This window comes from Streptomyces sp. CG 926, assembly GCF_003148825.1.
GTDB lineage: Bacteria > Actinomycetota > Actinomycetes > Streptomycetales > Streptomycetaceae > Streptomyces.
In genome coordinates this window covers 46,650-60,622 of record NZ_QGGZ01000022.1, presented here as the reverse complement: position 1 = coordinate 60,622, position 13,973 = coordinate 46,650, and the positions used below count along the sequence as shown (strand labels likewise).

The 13,973-nt window shown below is 73.0% G+C and carries 10 protein-coding genes; 1 reads left to right on the top strand and 9 read right to left on the bottom strand.

Annotated elements, in window-relative coordinates; genetic code table 11:
- Positions 1-4: 4 nt before the first annotated feature.
- The 8 genes from BCL76_RS36740 to BCL76_RS36705 form a co-directional block, all read right to left on the bottom strand.
- On the bottom strand, positions 5-1,369 hold the full coding sequence (locus BCL76_RS36740) for a hypothetical protein (RefSeq protein WP_109783840.1): 1,365 nt from the start codon (positions 1,367-1,369) through the stop codon (positions 5-7).
- 252 nt (positions 1,370-1,621) lie between these two features.
- Entirely contained in the window at positions 1,622-2,611 is a 990-nt protein-coding gene (locus BCL76_RS36735; protein ID WP_109783838.1) for an N-acetylglucosamine kinase, read from the bottom strand.
- On the bottom strand, positions 2,602-3,867 hold the full coding sequence (locus BCL76_RS36730; protein ID WP_109783836.1) for a 6-phospho-beta-glucosidase: 1,266 nt from the start codon (positions 3,865-3,867) through the stop codon (positions 2,602-2,604). Before BCL76_RS36730 ends, BCL76_RS36735 begins: the two co-directional genes overlap by 10 nt.
- Positions 3,868-3,872: 5 nt before the next feature.
- On the bottom strand, positions 3,873-4,727 hold the full coding sequence (locus BCL76_RS36725) for a carbohydrate ABC transporter permease (RefSeq protein WP_109783834.1): 855 nt from the start codon (positions 4,725-4,727) through the stop codon (positions 3,873-3,875).
- Positions 4,724-5,668 (bottom strand): carbohydrate ABC transporter permease, encoded by a 945-nt coding sequence (locus BCL76_RS36720; protein WP_109783832.1) that lies wholly within the window; start codon positions 5,666-5,668, stop codon positions 4,724-4,726. The genes BCL76_RS36725 and BCL76_RS36720 overlap by 4 nt, the downstream gene beginning before the upstream one ends.
- Before the next feature lie 4 nt (positions 5,669-5,672).
- Positions 5,673-7,007: an ABC transporter substrate-binding protein gene (locus BCL76_RS36715; RefSeq protein ID WP_109783830.1), complete on the bottom strand. Its 1,335-nt coding sequence runs from the start codon at positions 7,005-7,007 to the stop codon at positions 5,673-5,675.
- Between the two features lie 182 nt (positions 7,008-7,189).
- On the bottom strand, positions 7,190-8,419 hold the full coding sequence (locus BCL76_RS36710; protein WP_109783828.1) for an ROK family transcriptional regulator: 1,230 nt from the start codon (positions 8,417-8,419) through the stop codon (positions 7,190-7,192).
- A gap of 207 nt (positions 8,420-8,626) precedes the next feature.
- Entirely contained in the window at positions 8,627-9,709 is a 1,083-nt protein-coding gene (locus BCL76_RS36705; protein ID WP_352040804.1) for a mechanosensitive ion channel family protein, read from the bottom strand.
- A 285-nt stretch (positions 9,710-9,994) separates the two neighbouring features.
- Between BCL76_RS36705 and BCL76_RS36700 the strand changes: the two genes are divergently transcribed.
- On the top strand, positions 9,995-10,537 hold the full coding sequence (locus tag BCL76_RS36700) for an HNH endonuclease (protein ID WP_109783827.1): 543 nt from the start codon (positions 9,995-9,997) through the stop codon (positions 10,535-10,537).
- 249 nt (positions 10,538-10,786) lie between these two features.
- Here BCL76_RS36700 and BCL76_RS36695 read toward each other — a convergent pair whose 3' ends face one another.
- Entirely contained in the window at positions 10,787-13,744 is a 2,958-nt protein-coding gene (locus BCL76_RS36695) for a beta-N-acetylglucosaminidase domain-containing protein (RefSeq protein ID WP_375138010.1), read from the bottom strand.
- Positions 13,745-13,973 lie beyond the last annotated feature (229 nt).

Sequence of the window (13,973 nt, the reverse complement as noted above, 5' to 3'; positions counted from 1 at the left end):
GCGCTCACCTGTACTCCGAAAGCCTGCGCCCGATGCCGAGCAGAGCCGCTGCCGCGCCGATGACCACCAGGACCGCGGCGCCCGTCACCAGGCCGCCCAGCGCGCCGAGCCCGTCCTGGGCGGCCCGGGTGAACTCCTGCTGCTCGTGCGCGACGGCCTGTTCCAAAGAGGCGTCCACCGTGTCGAAGGCGGCTCCGCTGCTCTCCTTGTGCTTCTCGTCCCCGACGACCAGGGGCAGCGCGGCCTCGTAGTCCCCCTTGAGGTCCGCCTCCCGGGCCGCCGCGTGCCGCTGCTTCCACTGCTGCACGCCGTCCGCGGCCCGGCTGACGGGGTCCCGGCCGGCCGCGTCGTCGGCGAGCCGCAGCGCGGTCGCCAGTCCGGCGTCCAGCTGCTTCATGTTGTCGGTGAAGTCCACGTCGTACTTGTCGGACTTCTTGTCCTCGGCCAGTACGGCGCCCCGCGCGATCAGCGTCAGATTCTCACCGGCCCGCGCCTGCAGGGAGGCGATCCGCGCGTCGTTGAGGACCTTCAACGACTCCTGCCCGTCCGCCCGGGCCTCGCTCAGCGAGGACCGCGCCACCGTCTGCCCCACGGCGAGCCACAACAGGACCACCACGGAGGCGGCCGTCGCGGCCACGAGCCCGTGGTTGAGGACCCGGTTCGTGTGCCGGTAGTTGCGCCGCTGCGCCCACAGGAGGGCGGCGATCGCGAGCAGGCCCAGCCCGATCGAGGCTAGCGGCCAGGACCGGGCGTCGTCGTGGTCCTGGTAGAGCCGCTCGGTCTCCGACTCGTAGAGCCGCTGCGCGGCGGGCAGCAGCTGGGTGGTCATCTGCTCGTTGGCGTAGCGCAGGTAGGCGCCGCCCAGCGGCAGGCCCTGCCGGTTGGTGGCCCGGGCCTGCTCGATCAGGCCGGTGTAGCGCGGGAGCTGCTCGCTGAGCACGGTGATCTGTCGGCGGGAGTCCTCGTTGCCACCGGTGTTGGCGGCGGCGCTCACCAGCAGTTTGGAGGCGTTGGCGATGTCCTTCTCGTACCGCCGGCGGACCTCGCGCGGCTCCTGGCCGCCCAGCAGGAACCCGCTGGAGGAGGTCGTGTCGGCGTCGGCCAGGGAGCGGTAGATGCTCGCCGCGTCCGCGCTCAGCGGTTGGCTGCGGCCCACCACGTCGTCGGCGGCCGCGGCCCGGTCGGAGATCTCCCAGACGCTCACCGTGCCGAACAGCACGATCAGGGCGGCCAGTACCGCGCCGATGATCCGCAGCCGGCCCGGTTCGGTGGTCGCCGCCTCGCGCAGCCGCTCCACGCCCTCGGACCAGGCGGTGCCCCGCCGGGCCGGCCCGGCGGGCGGTGGCGCCGTCGGCCCGGCGGGCGACACGGAAGCACCGCCCCCTGGCGCGGGCGCGCGTGATGTGATCGCCACCGTGACCTCCCCCTCGGTCCTGTCGTCCTCCAGCCGACGCTGGGAGGTACCCCCTGCGCAGCAGTATGGCCGTAGTGCCGGTCGACCACAGCACCCGGTGCTGGATCCAGGGCGATCCGTCCCCGGGGGCCCCCTTCGTCGCCCCTTCACCGTCAATACGTCCCTACGGGCGCCACGGTTGCAGACGGGAGGACTTCCCGGGCGGGTTCACCCGAAATGGGCACGGAGTTTCCGGTACGCCAGGGGAGAGGACCCGAGCGCGTCCAGCCCCAGCAGGCCGGCACCCAGCACCGGCGGCGCCGTGATCACGGAGATCCGGGCGTGCGGGGCCCGTTCGGCGAGGCGCGCCGCGATCCGGTCGTTGAGCTGCGGGTGGCCGGCCGCCAGCACACTGCCGCCCAGCACCACCGGGACCTCCCGCCCCAGCAGATCCAGCCGGTCCAGCGCCACCGACGCCATGGCCACCACCTCGTCCGCCTGCCGGTGCACCAGCGACAGCGCCACCGGGTCCCCGGCGGCCGCCACCGCGAACAGCACCGGTGTCAGCTCGTGCCGCCGGGCGTGCGGCACCCGGCCCAGGTGCATCGCCTCGATCAGCGAGGCCATCGACGCGTGGTCGAAGTACGCGGGCAGCGCCCGGGCCAGCTCCGTCGGCCCGCCCCGTCCGTCCTCGGCCCGGGCCGCGAACCACAGGGCCTCCTCGGCCAGTCCGCCCCCGCCGCCCCAGTCGCCGGAGATCCGCCCGATCGCGGGGAAGCGCGCGGTCCGCCCGTCCGGGGTCATCCCGACGCAGTTGATGCCCGCCCCGCACACCACCGCGACCCCGCACGGGTCGGCGCCCGCCGGCAGTCCGGCGCGCAGCAGCGCGAAGGTGTCGTTGCGGACCGTCGTCGTACGGCCCCAGCCGCGGCGCTTGATCTCGCGCGCCAGCTGCCACTCCTCCACCGGGAAGTCGGCGTTGGCCAGAGCGGCCGACACGTGCTCGACCCACGGCCCGGCCCCGGCGCCCCCGCGCAGCCCGGCGTCGGCCATCGCCTCGGCCAGGACGTCGACGGCCGCGGCCACGCCCGTGCGCGGTGGTTGGAAGCCTCCCGCCTGGCCCGAGCACAGCACCGAGCCGTCCGGGCCGATGAGCGCCACGTCCGTCTTGCTGTTGCCCGCGTCGATGGCCAGCACGGGAAGGAGGGTCACGCCCATGGCAGGTGCTCCTTGTTGTGCGCGAGGAGCCGGTCGGTCAGCCCTTCGGCCAGGTCGAACTGCCCGATGAGCGGGTGCGCCAGCAGCGCCTTGAAGACCCGCTCGCGCCCGCCGCGCAGGGCCGCGTCCAGTGCGAGGTCCTCGTACGCGCTCACGTGCGCGATCAGCCCGGAGAACAGCGGGTCCGGCCGGGGCACCGTCAGCGGGACGGGGCCCGATCCGTCGACGCGCGCCTGCACCTCGATCACCGCGTCGTCCGGGAGGAAGGGCAGGGTGCCGTTGTTGTACGTGTTGACCACCTGCAGCGCCGAGCCGCCGTCGCCCAGCAGCGAGGCGGCCAGGTCGACGGCCGCCTCGGAGTAGAAGGCGCCGCCCCGCTTCGCCAGCAGCGCCGGCTTCTCGTCGAGCGCGGGATCTGCGTACAGGGAGAGCAGTTCCCGCTCCATCGCGGCGACCTCGGCGGCCCGCGAGGGCTTGGTCCCCAGCTCCCGGACGACCTCGTCGTGGGCGTAGAAGTAGCGCAGGTAGTACGAGGGCACGACGCCGAGCCGGTCCAGCACCGCCCGCGGCAGCCGCAGGTCCCCGGCGACGGCGTCCCCGTGCGCGGCGAGCAGCCCCGGCAGCAGGTCCTCGCCGTCCGGGCCGCCCCGGCGCACGCCCATCTCCCAGGTGAGGTGGTTGAGGCCCACGTGGTCCAGGTGGATGTCGGCCGGCGCCAGGTCCAGCAGGGCCGCGAACTTGCGCTGCAGGCCGATGGCGACGTTGCACAGTCCGACGGCCTTGTGCCCGGCCCGCAGCAGGGCCCGGGTGACGATCCCGACCGGGTTGGTGAAGTCGATGATCCACGCGTCCGGGTTGGTCCGCCGGACGCGCTCGGCGACGTCGAGGACCACGGGGACGGTGCGCAGCGCCTTGGCGAGCCCGCCCGCGCCCGTGGTCTCCTGGCCGACGCAGCCGCACTCCAGGGGCCAGGTCTCGTCCTGGAGCCGGGCGGCCTGCCCGCCGACGCGCAGCTGGAGCAGGACCGCGTCGGCCCCGGCGATGCCCGCGTCGAGGTCGGAGGTGGTGGTGACGCGGCCCGGATGGCCCTGCCGGGCGAAGATCCGCCGGGCCAGGCCGCCGATCAGCTCCAGCCGTTCGGCGGCCGGGTCGATCAGTACGAGCTCGCCGACGGGCAGGGTGTCGCGCAGTCGCGCGAACCCGTCGACCAGTTCGGGGGTGTAGGTGGAACCGCCGCCCACCACTGCGAGTTTCATCGTCGTCAGCCTTTCACGCCGGTCAGGGTGACTCCCTCGACGAACGCCTTCTGGGCGAAGAAGAAGAGGACGATCACCGGTGCCATGACCAGTACGGTCGCGGCCATGGTCAGGTTCCAGTTGGTGTGGTGCGCCCCCTTGAAGGACTCCAGTCCGTAACTGAGGGTCCAGGCGGCCGGGTTGTCGGAGGCGTAGATCTGCGGGCCGAAGTAGTCGTTCCAGGCACAGAAGAACTGGAAGAGCGCGACGGCGGCGATCCCGGGCTTGGCCATCGGCAGCACCACGCGCAGCAGGGTGCGCAGCTCGCCGCAGCCGTCGACACGGGCCGCGTCCAGGTACTCGTCGGGGATGGTCAGCAGGAACTGGCGGAGCAGGAAGATGGAGAACGCGTCACCGAAGGCCATCGGCACGATCAGCGGCCACAGCGTGCCCGACAGGTCGAGTTGCCTGGCCCAGAAGAGGTACATGGGGATGACCACCACCTGCGGCGGCAGCATCATCATGGCGATCACCAGGAGCAGCGCGAGCCGCCGCCCGCGGAAGCGGAACTTGGCGAGCGCGTACGCGACGGGCACGGAGGAGACCACGGTCAACAGGGTGCCGAGTCCCGCGTACAGGAGCGTGTTGCGCCACCAGGTCAGGAAGCCCGGGGTGTGCCACACCTTCGCGTAGTTGCCCCATTCCCAGGTGTCGGGCCACAGGTCGCGGGTCAGCGCCTGCCGGTCGCCCATCAGGGAGGTGAGGAGCAGGAAGACGAAGGGGAGGACGAAGAAGAGGGCGGCGGCCACGCCGAGCGAGTGCACCGCGACCCAGTGCAGGAGTGCCTTGGAGGATCTCCGGCCGGCGTACGAGCTGCTCATTCACCGGCTCCGATCAGACCGCCACGGCGCCGCATCAGGAGCGCGGTGAAGGCCATGGACAGGGCGAACAGGACGAGCGCGACGACACACGCGGTGCCGTAGTCGAAGCGCTGGAACCCGAGGTTGTAGACGAGCTGGGGCAGCGTCAGGGTGGACTTGTCGGGGTAGCCGGGCTCGAACTGCTGGCCCGAGCCGCCGATCACCCCGGCCGCGACCTTCCCCGCCACCAGGGGCTGCGCGTAGTACTGCATGGCCTGGATGACCCCGGTGACCACGGCGAACATGATGATCGGCGAGATGTTGGGCAGGGTGATGTGCCGGAACCGGGCCCAGGCGCCGGCCCCGTCCAGCTCCGCGGCCTCGTACTGCTCCTTCGGTACGTCGAGCAGCGCGGCCATGAAGATGACCATCAGGTCGCCCACCCCCCACAGGGCGAGGGCGGTCAGGGCCGGCTTGGACCAGTCGGCGTCGGTGAACCAGCCCGGGGTGGGCAGTCCCACCGCGTCCAGCAGGGTGTTGACGGGGCCGGTGCCGGGGTTGAGCAGGAAGACGAAGGCCAGGGTCGCGGCGACCGGCGGGGCCAGGTAGGGCAGGTAGAACAGGGTCCGGAAGATCCCCGTGCCCGTCTTGATCTTCGTGATGAGCAGGCCGATGCCGAGGCCGAAGGCGACCCGGCAGGTGACCATCACCAGGACCAGCCACAGGGTGTTGCGCATCGCCGGCCAGAAGAGCGGATAGTCCGTGAAGACGTAGCTCCAGTTGTCCAGGCCGTTGAAGGCGGGCTGCCGGAAGCCGTCGTACCGGGTGAAGGAGAAGTACAGGGTGGACAGCAGCGGATAGACGAAGAAGACCGCGAAGCCGATGAGCCAGGGGGACAGGAAGGCCGCGGTCCGCAGGGCGGAGCGCCGCCGCTTCGACCGCAGGGGGTGGGCGCCGGTCATCGGTCTACTTCGCCTTCGCGATGTCCGTGTCGATCTGCCGGTCGGTCTTGGCGAGACCGGCCGGGATGTCGGCCACGTCGCCCTTCTCCACCCCGTACGCGAAGTCCTCGAAGGTCAGTTGGTAGGTGCCGCCGTCGGCCTGGGCCGGGGTGGTGGCGGACTTCGGGTGCCGGGCGATGTCGAGGAAGGTCTTGAACTCCGGGGTCACCTGCAGGTTCGGGGACTCCAGGGCGGCCAGGGTGGAGGGCACGTTGTGGATGGCGTTGGCGAAGGCCACGACCGCTTCGGTGTCGCTGGTCATGTACTTGACCAGCTCCCAGGCGGCGTTCTGCTTCTTGCTGCCCGCGGCGATGCCCATGATCGTGCCGGAGAGGTAGCCCTTGCCGTAGTCGTCGGCCTGATCGTCGGGTACGGGCAGCGGCGCGGTGCCGATCTCGAAGGTGACCCCGGCCTCCTTCGCCATCGGGGCCCGCCACTCGCCGTCGATCTGCATCGCGACCAGCCCCAGGTGGAAGGGGTGCTCGGCGCTCCACTCGTCCCCGAAGGTGTTGCGGAACCGCTCCAGCTTCTCGTAGCCGCCGAGCTTGTCCACCAGGTCCTTCTGCGCGGTCAGCATCTTCGCGAACGCCGGGTCCCCGGCCAGGTTGGACTTGCCGTCGGCCCCGAAGTACGTGGCGCCCCACTGCGCCGCGAGCCGCGTCGGCTTGGTCTCGTAGCCGTGGAAGGTGGGCATCAGGCCGACCTGCTCGTACGAGTCGCCCTTGGGTTTGGTGAGCTTCTGCGCGACCTCGGTGAACTGGCTCCAGGTCCGCGGGGGTTCGGTGATACCGGCGGCCGCGAAAGCGGTCTTGTTGTAGACGAGGCCGTACGCGTCGTGCAGCAGCGGCAGGGTGCACTGGTTGCCTTCGAACTGCGTGTACTCCAGGAGGGTCTTGGGGAAGACCTTCGTCTTGTCCACCCCGGACTTCTTCAGGAAGGGGTTCAGATCGGCGAAGGCGCGGGAGTTGCAGAACTTGCCCACGCTGTCGGTGGTGAAGGAGGAGACCACGTCGGGGGCCTTGTCCCCGCCCGCCCGCAGCGCTTGGTTGATCTTGTCGTCGGTCATGTTGCCGGTGACCTCGACCTTGATGTTCGGGTGCGCCTTCTCGAACCGGGCGATGTTGTCCTCGATCGCCTTGGTCTCGCTCGGCGCGGACCAGCCGTGCCAGAAGTTGAGGGTGACGTCCGCTTTCGGATCGTCGGAGGCGGTGTCCGCGCCCTGGCCCGTACAGGCCGTGGCGAGGGCGGATATCGCCGCGAGGACGGCGATCGCGGTGGTCGGGCGTCCGATTCTGGGCATGGCGGGGCTCGCTCTCTGCGGGAGGAACTTCCGTGGGGGGTGCCGGTGGCGGTGGGGTGTGCGCGTGCGGGCGTGCGGGTGCGTGCGGACGTGCGTGCAGACGGACGGACGGACGGACGTGCGGGTGCGGGTCCGGGATGCGGGGTGCCGGCCGAGGGTGTGGACGGCGGGGACCGGACGGTTCAGCCCGAGGTGTCGAACACCTCGTCCCGGGTGGCGGCCAGCGCGCTCTCCAGCGCGCCGTGCAGGACCGGCCTCTCCCGTACCTCGCCGGGGACCAGCCGGGGCCGGGAGGGGGCCAGTTCGGCGAGCTCGGCCTCCAGCAGCGCGCGCAGCGGCTCGCCGCCGGCGTTGATCGCCGCCCCGGACAGGACCACGATCTCCGGGTCCAGCACGGCGACGACCGAGGCGAGACCGGTGGCCAGCGCGGTGGCGTACGACTGGAGGAAGCGCAGGTGCGCCCCCTCGGGCGCGGCGGCGGCCCGGGCGAGCAGGGAGACGGCGGCGGCGACCTCCGGCCCGTGGGGTGCGCCGGGGGCCTGTCCGGTGGCGGGGACCTCGGGCGGCTCGACGCCCAGTTCCGCGGCGAGCCGGGGCAGCCCTTCCACGCCGGCCAGCTCCTGGTACCCGCCGGAGTTGGCCCGGGTGACCTGCCGGACCAGGGGCCGGCCCGGCACGGGCAGGAAGCCCACCTCGCCGGCGCCGCCGGTCCAGCCGCGGTGCAGCCGGCCGCCCAGGACCAGGGCGGCACCGAGGCCCTCCTCGTTCCACAGCAGGACGAAGTCCTCGTGGCCGCGGGCCGCGCCGAGCCGCTGTTCGGCGACGGCGGCGAGATTGACGTCGTTCTCGTACTCGACGGGCATCGGCAGGGCCGCCGCCAGCTCCTCCAGGAGGGTGGGGGAGTGCCAGCCGGGGAGGTGGCTGGCGTAGCGCAGCCGGCCGGTCTGGGGGTCGAAGGCGCCCGGTGTGCCGATGACCACCCGGCGCAGGTCGGTGCGGGTCAGTCCGGCGGCCTTGACGGCCCCGCCCAGGGCCTCGGTCACCTGGTCGAGGGCCTCGGCCCCCTCGGTGTAGGGAACCTCGTGGGTGGCGACCACCGTGCCCGTGAGGTCGGCGACGGCGGCCAGCACCCGCTCCGGGGTGACGTCCAGGCCCCCGACGTAGGCGGCCCGCGGGTTGATCGCGTAGAGCTGGGCGCTGGGGCCGGGGCGGCCGCCGTCCGTGCCGGTGGCCACGACCAGCCCGACCGCTTCGAGGCGGGCGAGCAGCTGGGAGGCGGTGGGCTTGGACAGCCCGGTCAGGTGCCCGATGCGGGTCCGGGACAGCGGGCCGTGCGTCAGCAGGAGTTCGAGTGCGGCCCGGTCGTTCATGGCGCGCAACAGGCTGGGCGTTCCGGGCGTGGCGGCGGGCATCGTGCGGCTCTCCCTCACCGAGGTGATCTGTTAGGTAAGTTTCCTATCACCTGTTGAAGTGTGTCAATGCCGCTGCCCCGCAGGCTGTGTCATTTCACGTGGCATTTCACGGATGACCTGCGGGGCAGCGGGACGAGCGGGGCTCGTGGGGTGCGCGGTGAGAGAGGCCACGCGGCTACCGGGCTACGGGGCTGCGCGGCCGGGTGGCTACTTGGTGATCCGCGGGCCGGCCGGCGGCGGGATCGGGGCCGTGGCCAGCGACTGCGGGGAGGTCGGGTTGGCCAGCGCGGACGGCGCGGCCACCGAGGCCGACGGGTCCGCCGGGGCCTCCTCGTCCTCGTCGCCCGCCGGCACCCCGCCGATGATCCGGATGCCCGCGGCGTCGAAGGCCTCCTTGATCCGCCAGCGCAGTTCCCGCTCCACGGCGAACTGCTGGCCGGGCATGGTCTTGGCGGACACCTTCACGGTCATCGAGGCGAGCAGCACCTCGTCCAGGCCCAGGACCTCCACCGGACCCCACAGGCGCTCGTCCCAGGGGGACTCCTTGGCCATGGCGTCGGCGACCTCCTTGACCACCTCGCGGATCCGGGACAGGTTCTCCGAGGGCTTGACCTGGACGTCCACACCCGCGGTCGCCCAGCCCTGGCTGAGGTTGCCGATCCGCTTGATCTCGCCGTTGCGCACGTACCAGATCTCGCCGTTGTCCCCGCGGAGCTTGGTCACACGCAGTCCGACCTCTATGACCTCGCCCGAGGCCACGCCCGCGTCGATCTTGTCGCCGACGCCGTACTGGTCCTCCATGATCATGAAGACGCCGGACAGGAAGTCCGTCACCAGGTTCCGGGCGCCGAAACCGATCGCCACACCGGCCACACCGGCACTCGCCAGCAGCGGGGCCAGATCGATCTTCAGCGCGGCCAGGACCATCAGCGCGGCCGTACCCAGGATCAGGAACGAGGCCACCGACCGGAGCACCGATCCGATCGCCTCCGAACGCTGGCGCCGCCGCTCCGCGTTGACCAACAGCCCGCCCAGCGCGGTGCCCTCCACCGCCTCGGCGCTGGTGTTCATCCGGGTTATGAGCTTGGTCAGCGCCTTGCGGACCGCCGAGCGGATCACCGCCGCTATCACGACGATCAGCAGGATCCGCAGGCCGATGCTCAGCCAGGTGGCCCAGTTCTGCTCGATGAAGCTGGCGGCCTCGGTGACGCTCGCCTGCGCCTCCTTGACCGATGCGGGCGCGTCCGGAACGTCGGCTGCCAGCGGCAGCAGAGCGGCGGGCCAGGGCACGACGGGAACCTCCAGGTGTAGCGGTCTGCCCGCGGAACCGGGGGGACCCCCGGACGGATCCGGGGATATGCGGGACAGACAGACCACACTAACGGGGCAATCCCTTCACCTTGGTGCCGTGTTCGAGGGAGAGACCAGACTCACCTGGGGATGACTGACTGTGGTTGAAAACACCTCGGACCCGTTACGGGCGAGTGGTGGCGTTTCGACCAGCCGTAAGGAGAGACTGGAGAGCAGATCGTCCCGGCGCGAGCCACGCGCCGCCGGCGTACAAGGAGGCAGTCCGTGCCGCACGTCCTGGTCCTCAACGCGTCGTACGAGCCCCTCGGCGTCGTACCGCTCCGCCGCGCGCTCGTCCTCGTCCTGGAGAACAAAGCGGTCTCCCTGGAGGAATCCGGCGCCTATCTGCACAGCGCGACAAGGGTCGTCCCCGCGCCCAGCGTGGTACGGCTCAAGCGCTTCGTGCGGGTCCCCTACCGGGGGCCCGTTCCACTCACCCGACGCGCCCTGTTCGCGCGGGACGGCGGTCGCTGCATGTACTGCGGTGCCGTCGCCACCAGCGTCGATCACGTCATCCCGCGCAGCCGGGGTGGGCGGCACGCGTGGGACAACGTCGTGGCCGCCTGCCGCCGCTGCAACCACGTCAAGGCCGACCGGCACCTGCTGGAACTGGGCTGGCGCCTGCGGCACCAGCCGGCGCCGCCGTCCGGGCTGGCGTGGCGGATCATCGGGACGGGGCATCGGGATCCGCGGTGGATGCCGTATCTCCAGCCGTACGGGGCGGAGGATGCGTTGGAGCGGATCGGGATCGGGGTGGCGGCCGGGTAGCTCCGGCCGGTCCCCTGCGGGGTCGCGCCCGTCGTGGACCTGCGGCCCGGCCTCCCGGGGCGCTGCCCCGGGCCCCGCGCCTCAAACGCCGGCGGGGCTGGGAGAGCGGGGCGCTGCCCCGGGCCCCGCGCCTCGAACGCCGGCGGGGCTGGGTGGGTGCGCCGGTGGGGCTGGGAGGTGCGCCGGCGGGGGTGGGTGGGTTGCGGGCCGGGAGGGAGGGCGGGGGCCGTCCCGTGCCTCGGGCGAGGGCTACGGCGTGACCGCGTAGGCCTCTGCCGACCAGAGGGAGCAGCCGTAGCGGGTCGCTCGGGTCTCGCAGGTGATGCGGAGGAAGCGGGTGTCCGGGGCGTCCATGCGGAGCGACTCGTGGCCGCCCCGGGAGGCCTTGACGGCTGCCGCCGGGCGCCAGGTCACCCCGTCCGTGGAGGTCTCCACCCGGTACGCCGACGGGTACGCGTCCTGCCATTGCAGCTCCAGCCGCCCCACCCGCGTCGCAGCGGGCAGTTCCGCCTTCCACCACGCGCCGTCCACCGCCGGCGACGACCAGCGGGTGGCCATGGAGCCGTCCACGGCCGCCGAGGCCGGGAAATCGGGCGTCTCGTTCGCCGACGAGGTCGCCCGCGCGGTCCGCAGCAGATCGGGGCCACCGGTACGGGCCACCGCACGTACCGTCAGGGTCCGTGTCTCCCCGTCGAAGGTCACCGGCACCTGGTAGCTGCCCGCCGGGGTGCCCGCGGCGACGCCGACCTCCAGCGGGATCGACACCTGGCCGCCCCGCGGGGCCACCACGGTCTGCGGGAGGCGCACCTCGATGCCCGCCGGCGGCCGCGCCGACAGCGGGCCCCGGACCTCGGCGGGCCCCAGCGCCGACAGCTGCGCCGAGACCCGCTGCGCGGCGCCGCCGATCTCGGCGTCCGCCGCGGCCCCGTCGGCCAGCTCGAAGCGGGCCCGCGGGCCGTCGCCGAACCACGGCACCACCTGGTGCACCGTGGGCGCGGACTCGGCCCCGGCCCAGGACAGCCGTACCGCGTCCGCGCTCAGCCCCGGTGTCTCCACCTGGGTCCAGCCCGAGGCCGCGGCGTCGGCGACCTTGCGCCAGCCCTCGCCCGGTACGTGCGCCTCGACCACGGCGCCGCGCGCCCCGGCCGGGAGCGGCTCGGTCATCACGGTGATCGCCGAGAGCGGGCGCGGGGCGTCCAGCCGCACGGTCCAGGCCTCGGCCTCCTTCGTCACCGTGCCGGTCTTGCGGGCGGCCCCGGTCCAGGCGTCGGCCTCGGCCACCGCCTTCGTCAGGAACGGTTCCAGGACGGCCTTGTCCACCCGGGCCGATCCCGGCTGCGCCAGTGTCGTCCGGACCTCGGTCAGGGCCCGGGAGGCCTTCCAGGCGGCCGTCCCGTCCCCGCGGGCCTGGGCCTGCAGCACGTCCACCGCCAGTTCGCCCGCCGTCCCGTAGCGCGCCAGGCGGTCCAGCCAGGGGCCCGCCTCGCCCGAGAGGGCCGGCAGCCGCTCCTTGGCCTCGCGCAGGACCGTGAACGCCTTGCGCAGCTCGGTCCCGGCCGCCGGATCGCCCGCGGCACGGGCCTTCCAGAACTGCTCGACCAGAGGCTTCAGATACGCCGACTCCTCCTGCTTGAGCCCGGACGACGCGGTGTTCCCGGCGAGCGCCGCCACGGCCTGTCGGGTGCGCGGGTCGGGGCCCGTCAGCTCGCGGACCGCCGCCGCCCAGGACTCGCCGGGCCGGTAACCGCGCGGGTTCCACGCGAAGTCCGCCGCCGTGAAGAGCGGGATCCGCGACAGGGTGCCCTGCGGCATCGCGTTGGCCAGCAGCGCCGCCGAACCGCCCGCCACCGCCGGCTCGCGGCCCGCGTACGGGCCGAGGAAGATCCGGCCCGGATCCCAGTCGTTCACCGGGTAGTTGTCCATGGTGATCAGGGGGTGCCCCAGGGCGGAGCGGGCCCCGGCCAGTTCCTTGCCCGTGATCGTCCGCGGCACCACGCCCACGCCCGTCCAGGCCACCTCCACCCGCGGGTCCAACGCGCCCGCCAAGGCCGTCCGGTAGGTGGTCGAGCCCTCCTGGTAGTACTCCGTCGGCAGCAGCGACAGCGCGGGCGCTCCCGGGTAGCGGGCGGCCAGGTGCGCGGCCAGTCCACCCGCGACCTCGGCGTGCGCCTTCGCGGCCGCCGCCGGACCCTTCCCGTACCGGTCCCGGTCGGCCCGGCAACCCCACTCGGTGTAGCTGACGTCCTGGAACTGCACCTGGAAGGCCCGGAAGCCGAGGTCCCACATCGCGTCCAGCTTGCGGGCGAGCGCCGCCCGGTCGGCCTCCGAGGACAGGCACATCGACTGCCCGGGGGTCACCGCCCAGGCCAGGACGACCTGGTTGGCGCGCGCCCGTTCGGCCAGCGCGCGGAACTCCGCCTGCTGCTCCTGCGGATAGTCCTGGCGCCAGTTCGTCGTGCGGTACGGGTCGTCGCCGGGCGCTATGAGCAGTCGGTTCTGCTTGGTGCGGCCCATGAAGTCCAGCTGGGCCAGGCGCTGTTCCTGGGTCCACGGCTGCCCGTAGAAGCCCTCGGTGATCCCGCGCACCGGCGCGGCCGGCCAGTCCCGCACCAGGACGCCGGGCATCTTCCCGCCGCCGGCCGCGAGGAGCTGGCGCAGCGTCTGCGCCGCGTGGAAGAGCCCCTCCCCGCCCATGCCGGCCAGCGCGATCGTGTCCCGGCCGGCGTACCGGCCCGCGGCCAGCCGGTAGCCCCCGACCGGCAGGTCCGACGGCGCGGCCGCGCCCAGCGCCCGCAGCGCCTGCTCCGTGTCGGCGTCCTGGAGCCGTACGACGGTGCCCCGCGCGGGCAGCGGGGCCCCGGGAGCCGGTTCGTGGACGGTGCGGACGCCCGCCGCGCGCAGGGCGTCCCGGACGACCCGGACGGCGTACGGATCGGCGTCGGGGGCCGCGACCAGTACGGCCTCGGTGCCCAGCGGCAGCTCGCGCGCCGGATCGGCGGTCATCGCCTGCGGCCGGGGCCACACGGCGGGACCCTCGGTGGCCGCCCGGGCGATGTCGGCTCCCGGGTCGAGCACCGGCCCGGCCGCGGCGGACACCGGGGTCGCGCCGGGGCTGCCCCCGGGCGCCGGTCTGTCCGGTGCGCTGGGCGCCGCGAAGGTCCCGGGCGGCGCGGAGGACACGGCGCCGCCCAGGAGCGTGCCGATCACCGCCACAGCGGCAGCGGTGTTCCGCCTCCTACCCCTGAACTGCACGGAGCCTCCTCGTCCCGAAACGTCCCCCACTCGTACGAATGAGCCTGAGCCCACCATCCGTGCGGCTGGAGTGTCAATGCGGGTGGGTGATCTGCCCCGGATGCGGCAGGAATGCGGTGCCTCCGAGTGGGTATGGACGCGGTGTTCCCCGGCGGCGTCCCACCCTCGTGAACCACCCTTGTGC

Bases quoted from the DNA above. Each gene is read 5' to 3' on its own strand.
- BCL76_RS36720 (WP_109783832.1), bottom strand. From the start codon at position 5,668: ATGACCGGCGCCCACCCCCTGCGGTCGAAGCGGCGGCGCTCCGCCCTG.
- BCL76_RS36730 (WP_109783836.1), bottom strand. From the start codon at position 3,867: ATGAAACTCGCAGTGGTGGGCGGCGGTTCCACCTACACCCCCGAACTG.
- BCL76_RS36735 (WP_109783838.1), bottom strand. From the start codon at position 2,611: ATGGGCGTGACCCTCCTTCCCGTGCTGGCCATCGACGCGGGCAACAGC.
- BCL76_RS36715 (WP_109783830.1), bottom strand. From the start codon at position 7,007: ATGCCCAGAATCGGACGCCCGACCACCGCGATCGCCGTCCTCGCGGCG.
- BCL76_RS36725 (WP_109783834.1), bottom strand. From the start codon at position 4,727: ATGAGCAGCTCGTACGCCGGCCGGAGATCCTCCAAGGCACTCCTGCAC.
- BCL76_RS36710 (WP_109783828.1), bottom strand. From the start codon at position 8,419: ATGCCCGCCGCCACGCCCGGAACGCCCAGCCTGTTGCGCGCCATGAAC.